General features: G+C 32.8%; 16 protein-coding genes and 1 CRISPR repeat array (1 of these 17 running past the window's edge). Of the genes, 5 read left to right on the top strand and 11 right to left on the bottom strand.

Translation table 11 applies throughout. The annotated features are described in order from the left end of the window. Positions 1–91: a CRISPR direct-repeat array (repeat unit 36 nt; unit sequence AATATCGTGTTTTCTAATCTTTAATCAAACCACAAC) (it extends 1,594 nt beyond the left edge of the window). Positions 92–188: 97 nt separating this feature from the next. Genes QLS31_RS10495 through cas9 form a run of 3 tightly spaced genes read right to left on the bottom strand, consistent with a single transcriptional unit; the run spans position 189 to position 4,304 of the window. Beyond that, positions 189–488, bottom strand: coding sequence for a type II toxin-antitoxin system RelE/ParE family toxin (locus QLS31_RS10495; protein ID WP_282743825.1), 300 nt, complete (start codon positions 486–488; stop codon positions 189–191). Then, positions 485–802 carry a hypothetical protein gene (locus QLS31_RS10490; protein ID WP_282743824.1) on the bottom strand — a complete coding sequence of 106 codons (318 nt, stop codon included), beginning with the start codon at positions 800–802 and terminating at the stop codon, positions 485–487. The genes QLS31_RS10495 and QLS31_RS10490 overlap by 4 nt, the downstream gene beginning before the upstream one ends. 37 nt (positions 803–839) lie before the next feature. Continuing rightward, entirely contained in the window at positions 840–4,304 is a 3,465-nt protein-coding gene (cas9, locus tag QLS31_RS10485) for a type II CRISPR RNA-guided endonuclease Cas9 (RefSeq protein WP_282743823.1), read from the bottom strand. Positions 4,305–4,743: 439 nt separating this feature from the next. On the opposite strand from cas9, the gene QLS31_RS10480 reads away from it, so the two are divergent. The 4 genes from QLS31_RS10480 to hemN all read left to right on the top strand — a co-directional run bounded on the left by QLS31_RS10480 (position 4,744) and on the right by hemN (position 9,329). Then, the gene (locus QLS31_RS10480; RefSeq protein ID WP_282743822.1) at positions 4,744–6,756 is read left to right on the top strand and encodes a DUF349 domain-containing protein; all 2,013 of its coding nucleotides are present in this window, start codon (positions 4,744–4,746) and stop codon (positions 6,754–6,756) included. Between the two features lie 143 nt (positions 6,757–6,899). Continuing rightward, entirely contained in the window at positions 6,900–7,247 is a 348-nt protein-coding gene (locus tag QLS31_RS10475) for a hypothetical protein (protein ID WP_282743820.1), read from the top strand. 109 nt (positions 7,248–7,356) lie between these two features. Next, the gene (locus tag QLS31_RS10470; RefSeq protein WP_282743819.1) at positions 7,357–7,833 is read left to right on the top strand and encodes a hypothetical protein; all 477 of its coding nucleotides are present in this window, start codon (positions 7,357–7,359) and stop codon (positions 7,831–7,833) included. 131 nt (positions 7,834–7,964) lie between these two features. Then, on the top strand, positions 7,965–9,329 hold the full coding sequence (hemN, locus tag QLS31_RS10465) for an oxygen-independent coproporphyrinogen III oxidase (protein ID WP_282743818.1): 1,365 nt from the start codon (positions 7,965–7,967) through the stop codon (positions 9,327–9,329). 70 nt (positions 9,330–9,399) lie between these two features. Here the strand turns inward: hemN and QLS31_RS10460 are convergent, their stop codons facing one another. The 8 genes from QLS31_RS10460 to QLS31_RS10425 form a co-directional block, all read right to left on the bottom strand. Continuing rightward, the gene (locus QLS31_RS10460; RefSeq protein ID WP_282743817.1) at positions 9,400–10,101 is read right to left on the bottom strand and encodes a sulfite exporter TauE/SafE family protein; all 702 of its coding nucleotides are present in this window, start codon (positions 10,099–10,101) and stop codon (positions 9,400–9,402) included. Positions 10,102–10,174: 73 nt separating this feature from the next. Beyond that, on the bottom strand, positions 10,175–10,627 hold the full coding sequence (locus tag QLS31_RS10455; protein WP_282743816.1) for a FixH family protein: 453 nt from the start codon (positions 10,625–10,627) through the stop codon (positions 10,175–10,177). Between the two features lie 42 nt (positions 10,628–10,669). Next, positions 10,670–12,088 carry a cytochrome c oxidase accessory protein CcoG gene (ccoG, locus tag QLS31_RS10450; protein WP_282743815.1) on the bottom strand — a complete coding sequence of 473 codons (1,419 nt, stop codon included), beginning with the start codon at positions 12,086–12,088 and terminating at the stop codon, positions 10,670–10,672. 76 nt (positions 12,089–12,164) lie between these two features. Continuing rightward, positions 12,165–13,064: a cbb3-type cytochrome c oxidase N-terminal domain-containing protein gene (locus QLS31_RS10445; RefSeq protein WP_282743814.1), complete on the bottom strand. Its 900-nt coding sequence runs from the start codon at positions 13,062–13,064 to the stop codon at positions 12,165–12,167. 18 nt (positions 13,065–13,082) lie between these two features. Further along, positions 13,083–13,262 (bottom strand): CcoQ/FixQ family Cbb3-type cytochrome c oxidase assembly chaperone, encoded by a 180-nt coding sequence (locus tag QLS31_RS10440; RefSeq protein WP_282743813.1) that lies wholly within the window; start codon positions 13,260–13,262, stop codon positions 13,083–13,085. A 5-nt stretch (positions 13,263–13,267) separates the two neighbouring features. Continuing rightward, positions 13,268–15,457, bottom strand: coding sequence for a cytochrome-c oxidase, cbb3-type subunit I (gene ccoN / locus QLS31_RS10435; RefSeq protein ID WP_282743812.1), 2,190 nt, complete (start codon positions 15,455–15,457; stop codon positions 13,268–13,270). 61 nt (positions 15,458–15,518) lie between these two features. Continuing rightward, positions 15,519–15,710 carry a cbb3-type cytochrome oxidase assembly protein CcoS gene (gene ccoS, locus QLS31_RS10430; RefSeq protein ID WP_282712128.1) on the bottom strand — a complete coding sequence of 64 codons (192 nt, stop codon included), beginning with the start codon at positions 15,708–15,710 and terminating at the stop codon, positions 15,519–15,521. Positions 15,711–15,826: 116 nt separating this feature from the next. Further along, positions 15,827–18,232, bottom strand: coding sequence for a heavy metal translocating P-type ATPase metal-binding domain-containing protein (locus QLS31_RS10425; protein WP_282743811.1), 2,406 nt, complete (start codon positions 18,230–18,232; stop codon positions 15,827–15,829). Between the two features lie 109 nt (positions 18,233–18,341). On the opposite strand from QLS31_RS10425, the gene QLS31_RS10420 reads away from it, so the two are divergent. Continuing rightward, positions 18,342–19,022, top strand: a complete 681-nt coding sequence (locus tag QLS31_RS10420) for a Crp/Fnr family transcriptional regulator (RefSeq protein ID WP_282743810.1) — start codon at positions 18,342–18,344, stop codon at positions 19,020–19,022. The last annotated feature ends 12 nt before the right edge of the window (positions 19,023–19,034 follow it).

Raw genomic sequence — 19,034 nt, 5'->3', positions numbered from 1 at the left:
TTCTAATCTTTAATCAAACCACAACGGTGGCGTTCAAACAAACAAACTTTTTTATAATATCGTGTTTTCTAATCTTTAATCAAACCACAACTGAAAGCTACTGCATCCCTGCTGGGCGGATGCCATACCTTTCAGTTGTGGTTTGAGATGTTTAAGATATCGAACGAAATGTCAAAGAACTCGTTTTTTTACAAATGTTTCAATAAAACATCTGGATTAGAACGATTGAACCAAAAACTTAAGATTTCGACTTGATCTAATTCGTGATTTACTTTGTAAATAACACTGATGTAGGGTGTAGCCATAAACTTTCGATTTTGAGTATTCTGAAAAAAACTAAAGCTTTCTGGAAAAACGGCAACTTGTTTTAGATTATGTTTTACCAAGTCCGAAAAATGAATTGCCTTATCACGACCATAAGTATCAAACAAATGTTTTACTATTTCCTCAAATTCTAATTTTGCAATGTTCGAAAATTTTATTTTCATTTTCTATTTGAAATTATAGTATCTACATCAAAAACAAAATCTTTATGCTCAATAAATTGCCCGTTTCTAAACTGTTCTTCGGCTATTGCAATTTTTTTTGACAACATTTCAAATTCATAGAGTTCGGGTTGGATTATTTCAACAATTTTAATCACTTCATCCAAAGTAAATTTATTTTCTCGCAATTTTCTATAAAAAGTAGCCAACGGAATATTAGCCTTTTCACTGATATACTCCGTTTTATAAGGCGAATCAGCTATTGTTTTATCAAAATTTGCAACTATTTTTCTAGTTTCTAATAACTCAGTTATCATAATTATTAATTTTAATTATCACAAATATACGAAAATTTTATTTCAGTTGATTTATTTTTCCTGAAACTGAAATTTTTACTTTAATAGGATTGAAAGTAAACCAACCTGTTTTCCCTTCACCAAAACCTCTAATTTGTATATAATCATCATCAGTAACAGTAGAAGATTTATGTTTTCTAAAGAAATAATCTCCAGATGTTAATTTCTGCACTCTATATAAATGCTCTTTCAAAACATCGTAATCTGGATTTTCCCAGTTTATCTCATCATCATTTAAACCTAACAAAAACATATCGTTTATATGCAAGGTTGTTACAATTTCTTTTCCGTCTGGTGGCAATTGATATGCTGGAAATCCTTTGCTTTTTCTTTCTACAACAGTCCAAAATGTAACTACTTCTTCTTTGAGATTTCCATTTTCATCTTTGTAAATCAATACGTGATGGTTACTATTTGGATCTACAAATTGTTTTATATCTTCTTTCAATCGCTCTGCTTTACTTAATACTTTCTTTACTCTGACTTTTTTTATTGGAACAGGTGTTCTGTTAAAATTTTCAGGTTCTTTTTTATTCAAACGCAAATACCTTTTTCCTTCATTTGGCATAAAAAAAGAATTTTCCTTTAATATTTTATCAACTTTCTCTTTAATTTGTTTTTGTTTAATTTTATCAAGATTCTTTTCTTTATCAATCATCTTATCAAAAAATCGAATTTCATCATTGCTAAACTTTGTCAATACATCATCAATTATAACCTTTTTCAGATTGGCATCTAAAATATTTGTAAGCTGTGCAAAACTTAATTTATTAATATCTACTCTATAAACATATTCATCTTCATTACAATTTTTATTTTGACCGTAAACAGTTTCTAAATGCAATTGTCCTCTTGCGGCTACGCCAACATTTCTATAAACCTGTCCGTTTTTCTCTGTTTTATGAGTTCTAACGCTTATAATATTGTTTAGTTTTTTATGAGAGACTAAAATTTTATCAACCGCAACTTCGGCATCTTTTACGAAACCATCCCAAGGCAAAGGAAAATTTTTGTTTTCCGGTTTTCGGTCGTATCTATTCCATTCGGATAATTTCTGTAAATGTTTCACCGTTCCACAAGCCATAACCAAAGCATCAATGGCGTGATGGCGATGATCTTCTCTGGTTTTGGTTTTATCTTCAGGATTAAGTACCGCATTCATACCCCATTTTTGGCGCAAATTAGCTGTCATTTGTCCAGGAGAAACAGCTACTTTATCACAAATTTTAGACATATAATTTTTAGCTTCCTTGCTAATATATCTGGTATCATTCAAGTTCTTACTTGCAAAATCATCATCAAATTTTTGTTGCACAAAGCGTTTGAACTTTTGATAACTATTTGGATATTGAGCAGTATCGGAAAATAATTTTAAGGCTCTTTCCTTTACTTCGTGCCATTTGTTTTCTCCTTGCAAACTATAAAATTCAAAAGGAGTTTTGTCACCTTTAGCTCTATTTTCATCAGCAAAACAAAGTGTTTTGTTCATAAAACTATCGTTCAAGGATTTACTCCACGGATGAATATGTTCAATTTGAACTTCGCCACTAAACAATTGAGTTACACTTATACTTCTTCCTGTATAAGGGCAAGTATGTTTACATTCTTCCCAAAGTTTATAGAGTAATAAGTTGTCGTGAGAAATATGTTTGCTTAAATTATTGAGTTCTACTTTTACTCTATCATTTTCCCTTTCTAATTTTTGTTGACGATTTCTTTCTTCTCTTCTACCTGATTTTGATGCTTTTAAATTTCGCGCCAATTCCACTTTTATTTCATCCGGTTTTCCGTATTCATCAACTATTTCGTTTACTAACTTCCTTATTTCAAATAAAGCAGTTATTACAACAGGATTTCTAATGGCTTGAATTTCCTTATCAGCATTTGCATTTACTGGAAGTTTTTCGAGCAAAACAGTTTCATCAATAATAGCAGAATGATGATATAATTTGGTCAATTGTTTATCAGTTAAATTCAAATCTGCTTTCAGAAAATATTTTAAAGGTTCTATAAATCCACCTTTTAAATTGGAACGAACAATTTCATAAACATTATCAAGTATTAATCCTTTATCATCGCTGTTTATTGTTTCCCAATTCTGACCATAAGCATTTTTTATTCCGCCAAGAACTACAGCAATATCATATTGAAATCCCATTCCTAAAAACGGTAAAATATTGTTAATTGCTTTTCGACTTAAACTGGCATATTTGTCTTTTAAATTAAATTTAGAAATAGCCTCTGCTTGTGTTTCATCAAAACCCCAATTCGCAACCGCATAATTTCTAACTTTGTCTTTACTGTCAAAGAAGTACAAAACGTGCCAAATATCCTCCTGCTCTTTTTCTGTAAAATCAAACCATTTTTTACCAAAGAACTTCTTGTTACATAGATTTGATATTGTATGAGTCCCCACAATTTTATCTTCATCCTTGTAATTGAATTTATAAATGGCGTCTAGCTTGTTGATAGCTTTGCGAATGTCTTTAAAACTTGGTTTCTCTTTTTCAATTAGAAAATTAAAAACTAACTTTCTCTCATCGGCGTGTAACTTATGACCATTATATTCAACCGTATTAATCCATTGGTGCAATCTATATAGTTCAAAAGGAATTGCACTTAATTGACATTTTGTTTTATTGGGTTCGAATGTACAATTACCAACTAAATGTTTTTGAGAACGCAAAGGGCGTTGATGAAATAAAATACCATCTTCTTTGAAACCTTCATCATTCTTTCTGCCTCCAATTTTTTCTTTTATTTCGTGAGTTAAATTAGAATGATATTTTTTTTGATATTCCCAAATTTCTTCAAATTCATCAACATACATTTGGCGAGTAGTATATCTATTTCTAATGCGCTCCAAACCATCTACGAAAGGTTGATTTTCTTTGGGTGAAATTTCATAAAAATAAGAGCCTAATGTTTTATTCTCAATTTGTTCTCTAGTTTCATCAATTCCTATTTTACCTTCTTTGGCATTGCCTTTAAAAATAGCACCATCATCTTTTCCTGCGCTTCTGCTATTGCTTAAAAATCCTCTTCGTTGAATTAAATGATAAAAAATACGCCCAATTTCTTCAAAACTTAACTTTTCATTCAATGCTCTATGTCTTAATTCATAAGGATTAAGTGCAAACCAAGAAGCTAATTCTTGAGATGGAAACTTTTTAGTAGTTTTCCAATCATCAAAATTTTGATTTGTTAATGGACACATATTAAAAGAAGCTAATTCTTTAAGTAAAACTTTCTTTCTTAACTTTTTTCTAAAAAACTGTCTTCTAGTTCCTCTTGCGCCTGTTCTACTGGCATTTTTTGAAAGCTCTCCTTCTCCATCTCCTAAATTATCAACTCCAACAGGAAATATTCTACTTCCCATTCCTATAATTTTATTCAATTTATCATCAATCAAAGCCCACCCAATCGAGTTTGTCCCTAAATCTAATCCTAATATTTTTGCCATAACAATCTGTATTTTGTAAGAATTTTTAAAGCTACGGAGAAAATAATTAACCACTTTACGGTTTTCCTCATTGCAACTTAACTATTTTTTGTTTAGGTTTGTAATGATTAAAATTTCTAATCTTTAATCTTATCACAATAAGGCTACATGCCGTAGATGAAAATCTTTAGTCCTGCTTCGGTGGGACTTTTTTTTGGTTACAACTCACAATTATAGTCCCAAAACCCTAGCCCTGATGGCCCCGAAGTATCGGGAGACATCCTTTTTTGTTTGCCTTTTCGGCGAACAAAAAAGATACAGCGAACAGCAGGAAATTGCTTCAAAAAGAACTATTTGCTAACCTAAAACGACTATAAATAAAGGATTTATTTTGAAATTTCATGCTCCTTTACTATCTTTCGTGCTCGATAAAAAAATAGAAACCTTACACATTGAAAAAATGTTAGAAGAAAAGAATGATAACCTGCTTGAGGCAGATGGAAATTTAGAACACAATTCTGTTGAATCTACTCCAATAGAACCAGAAGTTTTGGAAACGGAAACTAGTGACACTGTTACTACTATTCCTGCAGAAGATAATGCTGTAACTCTAAATGATGAGGAGTTGACAGCTAATGAACCTATTACAGAGACTGAAAACCAGACTGTACTAGATGCTATTGCCGAAACAAATGCTGCCGAAAGTGAGGACGAAACGTTGAAGGAACGTCACGAAATTCCAATGCAGGATTATGATACCTTATCACTTGAAGAACTGGTAGACGAGCTGAAAAGTTTAGTTTCCAATGAAAAAGTAATGTCGTTTAAGGAGCATATTGAAGAAATCAAAAAAGCATTTTTGGCTAAATACAACCACCTTCTTGAAGAGAAAAAAGAGGAGTTTTTAGCAGAAAATCAAGATCCAAATGAAGAATTTCAATATCATTCTCCACTAAAAACAAATTTTGATAAATATTATTCTCTTTTTAGAGATACTAAAAATACCCATTTCAAGAGTTTACAAACGAATCTAAAAACAAATTTAGAAAACCGTTTGGCTATTGTTGAGGAATTGAAAGAGTTGATTAACCCACAGGAAAACATCAAAGACACTTTAAAACATTTTAATGATTTAAGAGAACGATGGAAAACTGCCGGACCAATTCCGAAAGATAAATACAACCACGTTTGGAACAATTTCCATTTTCATGTTGAAAACTTCTATGATTACCTGCATTTAGACAGAGAAGCCAGAGATTTAGATTTCAAACATAATTTAGAGCAAAAACAAAAAATTGTAGCGCGTGTAGAAGAATTGGTGAATGAAGCCGATATCAACAAAGCATTCAGAGAACTGCAGGATTTACATAGAATTTGGAAAGAAGACATTGGTCCTGTTTCCAGAGAACATCGTGATGCCATTTGGAACAAGTTTAGCGATTTGACCAAACAAATGCATGATAAACGTGAAGTTTTGTTCGAAAATCAAAGAGGAACAGAACTTGAGAATTTAGAAAAGAAAAAAGAAATTATTGCCAAGATTGAACTTTTGGCTACTGAAAAAGTAAATGCACACACTCAATGGCTTGCTCAAATAGAAAAAGTGGAAGCGTTGCGTACTGCTTTCTTCTCTGCCGGAAAAGTTCCTTCGGATGTGAATGAGGAAACTTGGGCTGGTTTTAAAACTGCTGTCAGAAATTTCAATTCTTTCAAAAATTCGTTTTACAAAGACATTAAAAAAGATCAAAACGACAATTTAAGCAAGAAAACAGCTCTTGTTGCCAAAGCCAAAGAATTGCAAGAAAGTCTTGATTTTGCTGCGACTACTCCTATCATGAAACAAATTCAGGATGAATGGAAACAGATAGGACATGTGCCAAGAAAATATTCGGATAAAATCTGGAAAGAGTTTAAAGATGCGTGCAATCATTATTTTGACAAGTTAAAAGAGCAAAAGAATGAGGAAAACGGTGAAGAAGTAGCAGCTTTTGATAATAAAAAAGCCTACTTGGAAACATTGAGAGAATTTCAATTGACCGGAGATCACAAAACAGATTTGGATGCAATCAAATTGCATATCGAAACCTGGAAAAACTTTGGAAAAGTACCTTTCCCAAGAAGACATATTGAAGGGAAATTCAATAAAATCTTGGATGCTCTTTTTGAAAAATTGAGTTTGAGCAAAAAAGATACTGATATGATGCGTTTTGCTAATAGAATGGATCATTTATCAGAAAGCAAAGACACTCGAAAACTGGACAACGAAAAGATTTTCTTAATGCGTAAAATTGATGAAGTGCAGAATGAAATTTTCCAATTGGAAAACAACATTCAATTCTTTACCAATACCAGAAATGCAAAAAAAGAAAACTCTATAGTATTAGAAGTTCGTAAAAACATAGCTATTCATAAAGAAAGCCTTGATGTTTGGAAAGAAAAACTAAAACAACTGAGAAATCTTAACCAAGAGTAAATCTTAGTTAACGTTAAAATAGAAACCTCGATCTTAAACAGTTCGAGGTTTTTTTTATGGAAAAAACTATCTGATTCTAAACTTTAACTTTCATTTATTAGAAAAAGTTATATAAATCAGGTGACAAATTTTAAATTTGCAAAATGGATTGTTTCCGAAAAACACTTGTTTTTATTGGGCTTTTAATAGCTTTTTTATTTGCTTTTAGTGCAAGCGAAGCCCCTATTCATATAAGTCAATTGGAGAAATCCAGTTCTTCCGTTTCTGTTGACAGCATCCATTCTTTAGATTTTATAAAACCTCAAGTAAGCAATCCGTTTACTTCCTATCATAAAACTCCGGATTATACGATTGCTAAATATCTGGAAAATTTTCTGATTGCAATTCCGGATTTTAAAATTAGCACATTCTTTATTCGTTTTGCGAAACAAGACATCAATCGATGTGAGATGGTTTCGCTCCTACTCTTTCCTTTCCATTTTTTTTGGTGATTTGAAGCACTGATTTCGTAATTAGAAGATCTAATCTTCCCTTTTGAATTGATTCCTTTTAGTTTCGGTTCAACTTATCATGCTTTACAAATAATTAAAAAATAAAAAAATGGATACATCCGTAACTATAATTGGCCTTGTACTAACTTTAATAATTGCTATTCCTCTTTTCTATGTGATTCACTCAAACTCGATTAACAAAACAAAAATCAAAAATATAAAAACCAGATTCAGCCAAAACAATCGCTTTAATTTTGAATTAACAGAAACACAAAACAAAAAAGTTTTGGCGTTAGACGAAAAAAAAAAAGGATTTCTTTTGATTGATTTTAATGCAAAAGAAGAAGTTGTTTCTTTTGTTGATTTAAATACAATTCAATCTTGCAAACTAGTTCCAACTACGGAAAATAATAGTGATACGATTCTAAAAATTGAATTTGAATTTCAATATAAAGAAGCTAAAAAAACAGAGTATATTTCATTTTACAAAATTGAAAATGATCAAATAGGTCAAGTTTGTTTGTATGAGGATCATCAGTTAGCCAAAAAATGGGCAAAAATGATTCAAGATTGTATAACCGTTTAAGAAACTGATTTGTTCTGTAAAAGAGGCTTTTGAAGCCTCTTTTTTTTGCAAAAGGTTCTCTCGATATGATAATTATCATTTTAATATTTGAGTGGTCGTTCTACTTTTGATTAACGTTAAATGACTCAGCCATGAAAAATTCTTTAATTCAAAAATACAATGTTCCAGGTCCCAGATACACCAGTTATCCAACGGTTCCCTATTGGGATGAAACTGATTTTTCAGATGAAATATGGGCTGAAACGCTAAAAAAATCATTTATAGAAAGTAATACTTCAGAAGGAATCAGTTTATATATTCATTTGCCTTTTTGCGAAAGCTTGTGTACTTTTTGTGGTTGTAACAAGCGTATTACCAAAAATCATGGCGTTGAAAATCCGTATATAGAGGCCGTTTTAAAAGAATGGACATTATATTGTAAAATCCTTGGAGAGAAACCAATCATAAAAGAGATTCATTTGGGCGGAGGAACTCCCACATTTTTTTCTACAAAAAACTTAGAGGATTTAATAAATGGTATTTTTTCTCATGCAAATAAAGCCAAAGACTATGAATTTAGTTTTGAAGGCCATCCGAATAACACTTCACACGAACATTTACAGAAGCTTTACGATTTAGGTTTTAGAAGAGTAAGTTTTGGTGTTCAGGATTACTCAGAAAAAGTCCAAAAAGCAATTCATCGCTTGCAGCCTTTTCATAATGTGGCAAAAGTTACATTTTGGGCCAGAGAAATTGGGTATACTTCCATAGGTCATGATATCATTTTTGGATTGCCTTTTCAGGAAATAGAGGATGTTATTGATACGATTGAGAAAACAAAATCATTACAGCCCGACCGATTGGCATTTTATAGTTATGCGCATGTTCCTTGGATTAAGGGAAATGGACAACGCGGTTTCAACGATGAAGACATTCCAAAAGATGATAAAAAGAGAATGCTTTATGAAACCGGTAAAAAACTATTGTACGAAAACGGGTATCAAGAAATAGGAATGGATCATTTTGCTTTGGAAACGGATAGTTTGTATAAAGCTTTTAAAGATGGGACATTGCACCGTAATTTCATGGGTTACAGTTCTTCAAAAACACAATTGATGATTGGATTGGGAGTTTCTTCCATCAGTGACAGTTGGTACAGTTTTGCACAGAATGTAAAAAATTTAGAAGATTATTATCAAATATTAGAATGGAATAAATTACCGATTTTCAGAGGACATTTATTGACTGATGAAGACCTCATCATCCGAAAACACATTCTGAATTTAATGTGCCAATTTGAAACTTCCTGGAAAAATAAAGAGGGGTATTTCAATGAAATTCCAGACGTATTAATTCAATTGAAAGAAATGGAAAATGATGGTTTAGTAATCATTAAAGACAATGGCATCACCGTTACAGAAAAAGGGAAACCTTATGTTCGAAATATTTGTATGGCATTTGATTTACGTTTGAAAAGAAAAGCACCGGAAACCGAATTGTTTTCGATGACAATCTAATATTTCACAATCTTACAAAATAAAAAAGCACGCTGAATGGCGTGCTTTTTTATACAAAACTATTAGAATATTAATGACAATTAGGATCAGCTTGAATAAATAAACTCATATTGGATGGCGAAATATAAGGAATTCCCAATCCCAATCCTCTCAAAATAAATAAGCAACCAATACATACCGCTACATAAGGAATCGCTTTTTGGATTCGGTTCCGAATAGGAATTGTGAGATATGAATTGATATACACAACGCTGCTCATCATAGGAACGGTTCCTAATCCGAATAAAATCATATACAGAACACCCAAACTTTCACTTTGCATGGCAATAGCACCAAACAAGGCTACATAAACCATTCCGCAGGGTAAAAAACCATTCAGTAAACCAATAGTGAACAGGGATTTATAACTCTTATTTCTAAACTGACTTCCTAAAGCCGTTTTGATTTTAGAAATTAATTTAAAAACCGGTTTTGAAAAATTATATTTAGCAAAAATTCTCTCTGGAGTCAAAACAACTATAATCATAGCTACACCAATGAATATGGATAAATTCTGTTGTAAACCGGCCAAAAAGAAACCTTTTCCAAGGAGTCCAAAAACAAAACCTATTGTAGCATAAGCCGTTAATCTTCCTAAATGATAGGTAATGATTTGAGTTACTTTTTTAGTCTGATTCGTTCTGTCTACGGGCAAAATCATAGCAATAGGACCGCACATACCAATGCAGTGAAAACTACTTATTAAACCGAAAATGAAGGCAGTATAAAGCATTTTTTTAGTCTAATGTCATAAAATTAAAAATCTTAAATCCTATAAATTGTCTTTAAGACTTTTGACTTTAAGACTAATTGATATAAATTGTTTCTTTAGACAGATACGATTTTCCATCGTATTGCCATTCCATATTAATGTCCCATCGACCGCCTGCCAAACTTTTTTTAGGTATGAGCAAAGTAGTAGTATCCGATAATGAAATTGGAATTTCAAAATCTAATTTTTTGTTAGACGGTCTGTAAAGGGACACTTTGCCTTTGATGTTTTTAGGTACAAATACTTTTGGGAATATTATTTCCACTCCATTTGAAGCATTATTTATTGTTGGCTTTTGAGCCAAATCTGCAACATTTTGAACACGAGCCATTTCATCTCCAAAATGCGCATCATGTTTGTAATATTCCTCTACAACTAACTCGTTATCGTATTTTGAATCGGATTGTACCGTAAAAACAAAATACAAAATGAAGGTTATAAACAACCCAAAAGCGATTACGATTCCTGTTCCCCAGCTAATTTTCATGATCTATTTTTTTATAAATTCTATTCCCTACTTAAAAGGATATTAATCAAAACTACGTGGACTTAAAAAATTAGTGGTCGCCGTTTCAATTTTTTCATCCCCATTATAAACCTCAATTTTCAGTTTTGTTTTATCACTGTCTAATAAATTTTGGTTGATTTCAACAAACAGGGTTCCACCATTCATACCTTGTTTAGGCACTTTTAAATCTTGCTTCCCAACCACTTTTAGAGTTCCTTTTATACCCACCAACTTGAAATGAATATCATTAAAATCAGTGTTGGTTTTATTGATGATTTTAAAAGTATAAATATTACTGATGTTTTCGCCTTTGTGTTCAAATAACTGACCCGGAAGCCTCAAAATACTGGCTTCAACATCAGAACGTAAAAACAATAATCCAATCAAAATTCCTGTCAAAATAAATAATACGGCTGAATAGCCTTTCATCCTAGGCGTGAACTTGAACGTTACTTTTTTCTCAATTTCATCTTCAGATGCATATCGAATGAGTCCTTTGGGTAAACCTACGCTATCCATAATCGTGTCACATTCATCAATACAAGCAGTACAATTGATACATTCCATTTGAGTCCCGTTACGAATATCAATTCCTGTTGGACAAACATTTACACATCGCTTGCAATCAATACAATCGCCTTTTCCGGTAGCAGCTCTAACCTCTTGTTTGTTAAATTTTGCCCTACCCACTTCTTTTTCGCCACGAACAAAATCATATGCTACATTTATCGATTTATCGTCTAATAAAACGCCTTGCAATCTTCCGTAAGGACAAGCTATAATACAAACTTGTTCTCTAAACCACGCAAAAATAAAATAGAAAACTCCGGTAAAAATCAATAATGAAATCAAAGTACTCAGATGATTTTCTGGTCCTTCTTCAATCATTAAAAGCAACTTGTCGCTACTGATAAGATACGCCAGAAAAACATTGGCAATAAAAAAAGAAATGATTAAGAAAATTGTCCATTTAAAGGCTTTTTTTCTAATTTTCTCTGCATTCCATTCCTGTTTTTCCAAACGAATCTGAGCACCACGATCACCTTCAATCCAGTATTCAATTCTGCGGAAAACCATTTCTAAAAAGATGGTCTGTGGACAAATCCATCCGCAAAATATTCGTCCATAAATCACCGTAAAAAGAATGACGAAAACGACGCCAATAATCATAAAAAGAACGAACAGATAAATATCCTGTGGCCAAAATGGAAATCCGAAAATATTAAATCGACGCTCCAATATATTGAACATCATGAACTGGTTCCCATTTATCTTCATAAAAGGATTTGCAACAAGTACAATCAGTAAAAAATAACTCACCCATTTCCTGTAATCATAAAACTTTCCTGAAGGCTTTTTTGGGAAAATAAATTTTCTGTTTCCTTCTTCATCAATCGTTCCTATGGTATCTCTAAAAGCTTCGTCTGGTAATTTTGACATTTTTTTTTATTTAAAACACAAGTTCAAAATAATTATTAAAATTCTTAAGCTAAATAAAAACGTGTGTTTCTAATTGTTATTTAACTGCAACAGTAACATTTTCTTCTACCCAAACTTCGCCTTCCGCAGCTTTAGCATCTGGTGGATTGCTTCCTTTCAAGGATAAAATGTAGCTGGCAACTTTTTGCATTTCTTTAGGTTTCAATGTTCCTTTCCAGGAAATCATCCCTTTTCCGTCACGTCCTCCATTTACCAGCGTATGAAATACATTTTTTATTCCGCCACCTAAAATCCATTTCTCATCCGTTAGATTTGGTCCAATTTGTCCTCCACCGTCAGCTCTGTGACAAGCAGCGCAATTGGCAGTAAAAATTTCTTTACCAGCTGCTAAATCCGCAGGATCAGTCAACAAGGTCACCGTTTTTTCATCCATTAAATCCGGAGCTGTTTTCATGTATTCTGCAATATCTATTTTGGCTTGAGCAACTTCTTTTTTAAGTTCCATTTCTTGATTATCAGCTCCTAAAACTTCATATCGTACCATATAAACAACGCCAAAAAGAATACAAGCGTAGAATAAATATACCCACCAAGGCGGCAAATTGTTATCTAATTCTTTGATGCCATCGTAATCGTGTTCTAATAATAACTGATTTTCATTTGCTAAAGGTTCGGTTTTAGTCAATTTTTCCATCAGCTTTTGGTACCATTCACTATCCTTGAAACTCAAATCATTTGCTTTATTTAATTGGTTTTTTTGTTCCTCGGTCAATAAATGATAGGTAATATTGTCAACTGCCTTCATCGTGATTTCTATCGCTATCAAAAGGAAAAGGAACACGAATAAGAATACAGAAACCATTGGAAATTTTATAAAAGCAGGTCTGTCTCCTGAGTCTATGAAATATTCCATTGCCATCATGACAGCAAAGAAAATAACAGGTACTCTAACGTATACTGGAATTAATTTTTTCATTTTCTAAATTTTAAAAAATTATACTATTTGATTGTCTCTCAATGGAATTTGACTCAATTTATTTATCGTTTCTTTCTTATAAGAGAACACCCATAGACCGAGGCCCACGAAAAAGACGAAAAAAATTAATAATGATAAGATGGGATATATTGCCACACCTTCTATCGTTTCCATATTGTGTTTTATTTGTTCGAACATAACTTTTATTTTTTAGCGATATCTTTTACTTTAATATCTGTTCCAAGTCTTTGCATATAAGCAATCAAGGCAATGATTTCCCTTTCGTTCATTGGAACAAATTTTTCTCCTCTGGCTTCGGCTTTTTTCTTGCTTTCGTCATAACTTTTTACAAAGTCAGGATCATTTTTCAAGTTTTCTTCAATTGCAATCGCTTGTTTTCTTAAATCATCTAAACCACTTGCAATCTGAGCTTCAGTGTAAGGAACTCCAAGCGTAACCATGACCTGCATTTTCTTTTGAGTCAAAGAAACATCCATCGGTTTATTATCAAACAGCCATTTGTAACCTGGCATAATGGAGCCTGCGGATATACTTTGCGGATTCCAAAAGTGGTTAAAATGCCAATTGTCATTATACTTAGCACCCACTCTTAATAAATCCGGACCGGTACGTTTTGATCCCCAAAGGAATGGATGATCGTATACAAATTCACCAGCTTTAGATTGCGGTCCATAACGTTCCACTTCACTACGGAAAGGACGAACAGACTGTGAGTGACAACCAACACAACCTTCACGAATGTATAAATCACGTCCTTCTAATTCTAATGGAGAATACGGTTTTACACTTGCAATGGTTGGAATATTGGATTTAACCATAATCGTAGGAACAATTTGGATAACACCACCAATTAAAATAGCAACAGTTGCCAAAATGGTTAACTGAATCGGTTTTCTTTCTAACCAAGGGTGAAATTTCTCTCCTTTTACTCTTCCTGCACTAATTTTCAATAATTCAGGAGCTTCAGCCAATTCATCTTCGATTTTAGAACCTAATCTAACGGTTTGGATAACATTATACACTAAAGAAAACATTCCAATTAAATAAAGAGTTCCACCTATAGCTCTCATCCAATACATAGGCATAATTTGAGTTACTGTTTCAAGGAAATTACCGTAGGTTAGAGTTCCGTCCGGGTTGAATTGTTTCCACATAGATGCTTGTAAAAAACCGGCAACATACATTGGAATCGTATATAATATAATACCTAAAGTACCAATCCAGAAGTGGAAATTAGCTAACTTAACTGAGTACAAATTGCTTTTGGTCATTCTAGGAACCAACCAATAAATCATACCAAAAGCCATAAATCCATTCCAAGCCAATGCACCAACGTGAACGTGAGCAATAATCCAATCCGTGTAATGCGCAATAGCATTTACATTTTTCAGTGATAACATTGGCCCTTCAAAAGTCGCCATTCCGTAACCTGTTATCGCTACCACAAAGAATTTCAAAACGGGTTCAACACGCACTTTATCCCAAACCCCTCTCAAGGTTAAAAGTCCGTTTATCATTCCACCCCAAGATGGCGCAATCAACATAATAGAGAAAGCAACCCCTAAATTTTGAGCCCAGTTAGGTAAAGCCGAATATAATAAATGGTGAGGTCCAGCCCAGATATAAATAAAGATTAATGACCAAAAGTGAACAATTGACAGTCTATAAGAATACACGGGACGATTCGCCGCTTTTGGAATAAAATAGTACATTAATCCTAAGAAAGGTGTAGTCAAGAAAAACGCAACTGCATTATGACCGTACCACCATTGTACTAAAGCATCTTGAACTCCTGCGTAAACAGAGTAACTTTTCATTCCAGAAACCGGCAATGATAAACTATTAAAAATATGCAAAACTGCCACAGTAACGAATGTTGCCAAGTAAAACCAAATCGCAACATATAAATGGCGCTCTCTACGTTTTATAATAGTTCCAATCATATTGATACCAAAAACAACCCAAATTAATGCAATCGCAATATCTATTGGCCATTCTAATTCGGCATATTCTTTAGAAGAACTATAGCCTAATGGTAATGATATGGCTGCAGCAACAATGATTAATTGCCAACCCCAGAAATTAAGATTACTCAAAAAATCACTGTACATTCTGGCTTTTAACAATCGCTGCAATGAGTAATAAATACCCGCAAACATTGCATTTCCTACGAAAGCAAAAATAACTGCATTGGTGTGTAAAGGTCTTAATCGACCATAACTCAACCACGAAATACCATCAGTAATATTTGGAAAAAGGAACATAAAGGCCAATGTAAGCCCTACTAACATCCCTACCACTCCAAAGACAATGGTTGCGTAAATGAATTTTTTTACAATTTTGTTGTCATAATAAAACTGCTGCATTTCCATATTTATAATTATTTTTAAAGTTGTTTATTATTTGATTTGTTGAAAGTCATAAAATTGAATATTACAAAGTCGTTGAACTTTTGGTTTTCGGTTTTTTAACTTTCGACTGAATTAGCTCATCGTCAAATAACATTCTGACTGATGGCGTATAATCGTCGTCATATTGACCTGTTTTTACTGCTCGTATAAAAGCAATAAAGAAACCAATGGCGACTATTATACTGATGGAGATTAATAAATAAATGACACTCATACCTTAATTTGTGTTAACAAAGTTACTTTGACGTTTTGGAGTAAAATATGACATTTGTCATACTTATCGATATCTGTTAAATTTATGTGAAAGCGCAACTCAAAACGTATACAATTCTATTTTTTATTTGCATAATAACTACTCATCACCGTTACAAAACTCACAATGGTTATTGTGCTCAACGGCATGATGATAGCTGCAACCAAAGGCAATAAATTACCTGTAATAGCAAACGATAATCCTACCACATTGTACAATAAAGAAAGTGCAAAACTCATTTTGATAGTCGTAATGGAATTCTTGGATAATTTCAAGAAATAGTTCAATTTTTGAAACTCACCAGCATCCAAAATAGCATCACAGGCCGGTGAAAAAACATTCACATTCTCAGAAATGGAGATTCCAACATTACTTTGTGCCAAAGCTCCTGCATCGTTCAACCCATCGCCTACCATCATTACATTTTTGCCTTTTTCCTGTAAGTTTTTAATAAATTCTAATTTTTGTTCCGGTTTCTGATTGAAAATCAATTCCGTGCCTTTCGGCAAAAGTTGTTCAAGAGTTGCACGTTCACCTTCATTGTCACCAGATAAAACCTTGATTTGATAGTTATTTTTTAAACTTTTAAAAAGCTCCTCAAGTCCTTCTCTATATTGATTGTTAAAAATGAATTTCCCGTAATAAATATCATTTATCTTGATATGAACCGACGTTTGCAGAATGTTATTACCTTCTGTTTTATCTACAAAAGCTGCAGAACCTATTTTAATTTGGTGACCAAAAATCTGAGCTTGGATTCCTTTTCCGGTAATTTCTTCAAAAGCATCTACTTTCAATTTTTTGGTGTCATTTTCTGATTTATTTTGTAAAATTAGAATTGGCAAATAATCATACAACATTCGGCTCAACGGATGGTTTGAAGCCCGAAGCACATTTTTAATCAGCAACAAATTCTCATCGGAAAGAACGGTTCCTTCATAGGAAATATTCGATTTTTTATTGGTGGTAATAGTTCCTGTTTTATCAAAAACAATCGTGTCTACTTTAGCTAATTGTTCAATAACCAAAGCATTTTTGAGATAGAATTTCTGTTTTCCTAAAATACGCAATACGTTCCCAAAAGTGAATGGCGCCGTCAATGCCAAAGCACAAGGACAAGCAACAATAAGCACTGCTGTAAACACATTGAAAGCGGTGTTGGCATCAATAAAAATCCAATAGCCGAAGCCTGCAAAAGCAATCAATAATAAAATAGGTGTAAAATAACGGCTGATGCTATCGGTAATCGTTTTGTGTTTTTGCTCCACATTTTTTTGGAACACATCATTACTCCATAATTGCGTCAAGTAACTTTGGGAAACAGAATGTAATACTTCCATTTCGATTACTTTCCCTATTTGTTTTCCTCCGGCAAATACTTTATCACCAGAATGTTTCGTAATAGGAATTGCTTCTCCCGTGACAAAACTATAATCGATTTCCGCTTTTTCAGAAATTAAAATCCCATCAACCGGAATGAGTTCTTGGTTTCTGATGAGTAATCTGTCGCCTTTTTCAACTTCGTAAATAGCCACACTTTCTTCAGACAAATCAGAATTAATTTTAGTGATTGCTATTGGAAAATAGGACTTAAAATCCCTTTCGAAACTCAAAAAACTATAGGTTTTGATTTGGAACATTTTTCCCAAAAGCATAAAGAAAATCAATCCGGTTAAGCTGTCGAAAAAACCGGAACCGTAATCCATGACGATATCAAACGTACTTCTCACAAACATTACAACAATCCCTAAAGCAATAGGAATATCAATGTTGAGCATTTTGGTTTTGATACTTTTATACGCTGAAACATAATAACCACTTGCCGAGTAAAAGAAACTGGGTAGCGCTAAAGCAAAAATCAACCAACGGAAAAAGCCACGGTATTGATCCAGCCAATATTCTTTCACCTCAAAATATTCCGGAAACGAAAGCAACATGATATTTCCAAAACAAAAGAAAGCAACGCCCAGTTTATACGTTAAACTTCTATCGACATTATTGCTTCCCGTTTCATAGTTTTCTAAACTGATATAGGGTTCATAACCGATGGAACTCAACAAATAAACAATCGTTTTAATAGAAACTACTTCAGGATTAAAAGTGATTCGGACTCTTTTTTCAAGGAAATTAACCTGAGAAGTGCTTATTCCTTTTTGAAGACGCTGTAGATTTTCCAAAATCCAAATACACGAGCTACAATGAATATGAGGAATGTTAAGTGAAATAATTGCGGTTGAATTTTCTTGAAATTCCAAAAGTTTGGATACAATACTTTCATTGTCTAAAAAATCATATTTACCATTAATCTCTTGCGGGGTTGCTCCAGGGGATTTTTCAAAATCATAATAACAAGTCAAATCATTCAGACTAAAAATTTCGTAAACGGTTTTACAACCATTGCAACAAAAATTTTTTGTATCAAAAATAATTTTTTCTTCTACTACAATATCTAACCCACAATGGAAACAGTTTTGTGTGTCCATAACTTTGCTCATTTTACCTTGAACAAAGGTCATTAATCGAATGAGTTAAAAATATGACATTTGTCATATTAAATAGTTAGTTTTGTACTACCAATAAATCACAAACAATATGAGCAAATGCGAACAATGTATCGTCAGACAATTTAGCTCTTTAAAAGCCTTAACTAAAGACGAATTACTAAAACTTTCTGACTGTAAAACATCCCACATAATTAAAAAGGGTGAAGTTATATTTGAAGAAGGAGAAAATGTAAATGGTATTTATTGTATAAAAGATGGTGTTTGTAAACTGACTAAACTCAGTGCAAATGGTAAAGATCACATTGTAAAACTGGTTACAAAAGGTGAATTACTGGGACAACGTTCCATGATTAGTGATGAACCGGTGAATCTAAGCGCCGTAGCCCTCGAAGACATGCAAGTTTGCTTTATTCCAAAATCAGAAGTGATGGGCTTTTTTGACAAAAACAATCAGTTTTCGATGAACGTGATGAAAACTATTTGCGGCGACCTAAAAGAAGCCGATGGTCATATGGTGAATTTAGCCCAAAAAACAGTCAAAGAAAGATTAGCCGAAACGCTTCTTTATTTACACAATACCTTTGGAAAAAACGAGGATAATTCGTTAAAAATACAACTTTCCAGAGATGAACTAGCCAGTATTATTGGCACTGCCACTGAAAGTTGCATCCGTTTACTTTCTGATTTTAACAAATTAGGACTTATTGAATTGAATGGAAAAAAAATTATTCTAAAAGACATCAACAAACTAAAAAAATTAGCAGATTAATTCCAATTCTCT

The organism is Flavobacterium sp. XS2P24 (assembly GCF_030010285.1).
Classification (GTDB): domain Bacteria; phylum Bacteroidota; class Bacteroidia; order Flavobacteriales; family Flavobacteriaceae; genus Flavobacterium; species Flavobacterium algoritolerans.
Note: the sequence above shows the minus strand (reverse complement) of the source record. Positions and strands in the feature narration are given on the sequence as shown.

Bases quoted from the DNA above. Each gene is read 5' to 3' on its own strand.
- QLS31_RS10495 (WP_282743825.1), bottom strand. From the start codon at position 488: ATGAAAATAAAATTTTCGAACATTGCAAAATTAGAATTTGAGGAAATA.
- QLS31_RS10490 (WP_282743824.1), bottom strand. From the start codon at position 802: ATGATAACTGAGTTATTAGAAACTAGAAAAATAGTTGCAAATTTTGAT.
- cas9 (WP_282743823.1), bottom strand. From the start codon at position 4,304: ATGGCAAAAATATTAGGATTAGATTTAGGGACAAACTCGATTGGGTGG.
- QLS31_RS10480 (WP_282743822.1), top strand. From the start codon at position 4,744: ATGTTAGAAGAAAAGAATGATAACCTGCTTGAGGCAGATGGAAATTTA.
- QLS31_RS10475 (WP_282743820.1), top strand. From the start codon at position 6,900: ATGGATTGTTTCCGAAAAACACTTGTTTTTATTGGGCTTTTAATAGCT.
- QLS31_RS10470 (WP_282743819.1), top strand. From the start codon at position 7,357: ATGGATACATCCGTAACTATAATTGGCCTTGTACTAACTTTAATAATT.
- hemN (WP_282743818.1), top strand. From the start codon at position 7,965: ATGAAAAATTCTTTAATTCAAAAATACAATGTTCCAGGTCCCAGATAC.
- QLS31_RS10460 (WP_282743817.1), bottom strand. From the start codon at position 10,101: ATGCTTTATACTGCCTTCATTTTCGGTTTAATAAGTAGTTTTCACTGC.
- QLS31_RS10455 (WP_282743816.1), bottom strand. From the start codon at position 10,627: ATGAAAATTAGCTGGGGAACAGGAATCGTAATCGCTTTTGGGTTGTTT.
- ccoG (WP_282743815.1), bottom strand. From the start codon at position 12,088: ATGTCAAAATTACCAGACGAAGCTTTTAGAGATACCATAGGAACGATT.
- QLS31_RS10445 (WP_282743814.1), bottom strand. From the start codon at position 13,064: ATGAAAAAATTAATTCCAGTATACGTTAGAGTACCTGTTATTTTCTTT.
- QLS31_RS10440 (WP_282743813.1), bottom strand. From the start codon at position 13,262: ATGTTCGAACAAATAAAACACAATATGGAAACGATAGAAGGTGTGGCA.
- ccoN (WP_282743812.1), bottom strand. From the start codon at position 15,457: ATGGAAATGCAGCAGTTTTATTATGACAACAAAATTGTAAAAAAATTC.
- ccoS (WP_282712128.1), bottom strand. From the start codon at position 15,710: ATGAGTGTCATTTATTTATTAATCTCCATCAGTATAATAGTCGCCATT.
- QLS31_RS10425 (WP_282743811.1), bottom strand. From the start codon at position 18,232: ATGGACACACAAAACTGTTTCCATTGTGGGTTAGATATTGTAGTAGAA.
- QLS31_RS10420 (WP_282743810.1), top strand. From the start codon at position 18,342: ATGAGCAAATGCGAACAATGTATCGTCAGACAATTTAGCTCTTTAAAA.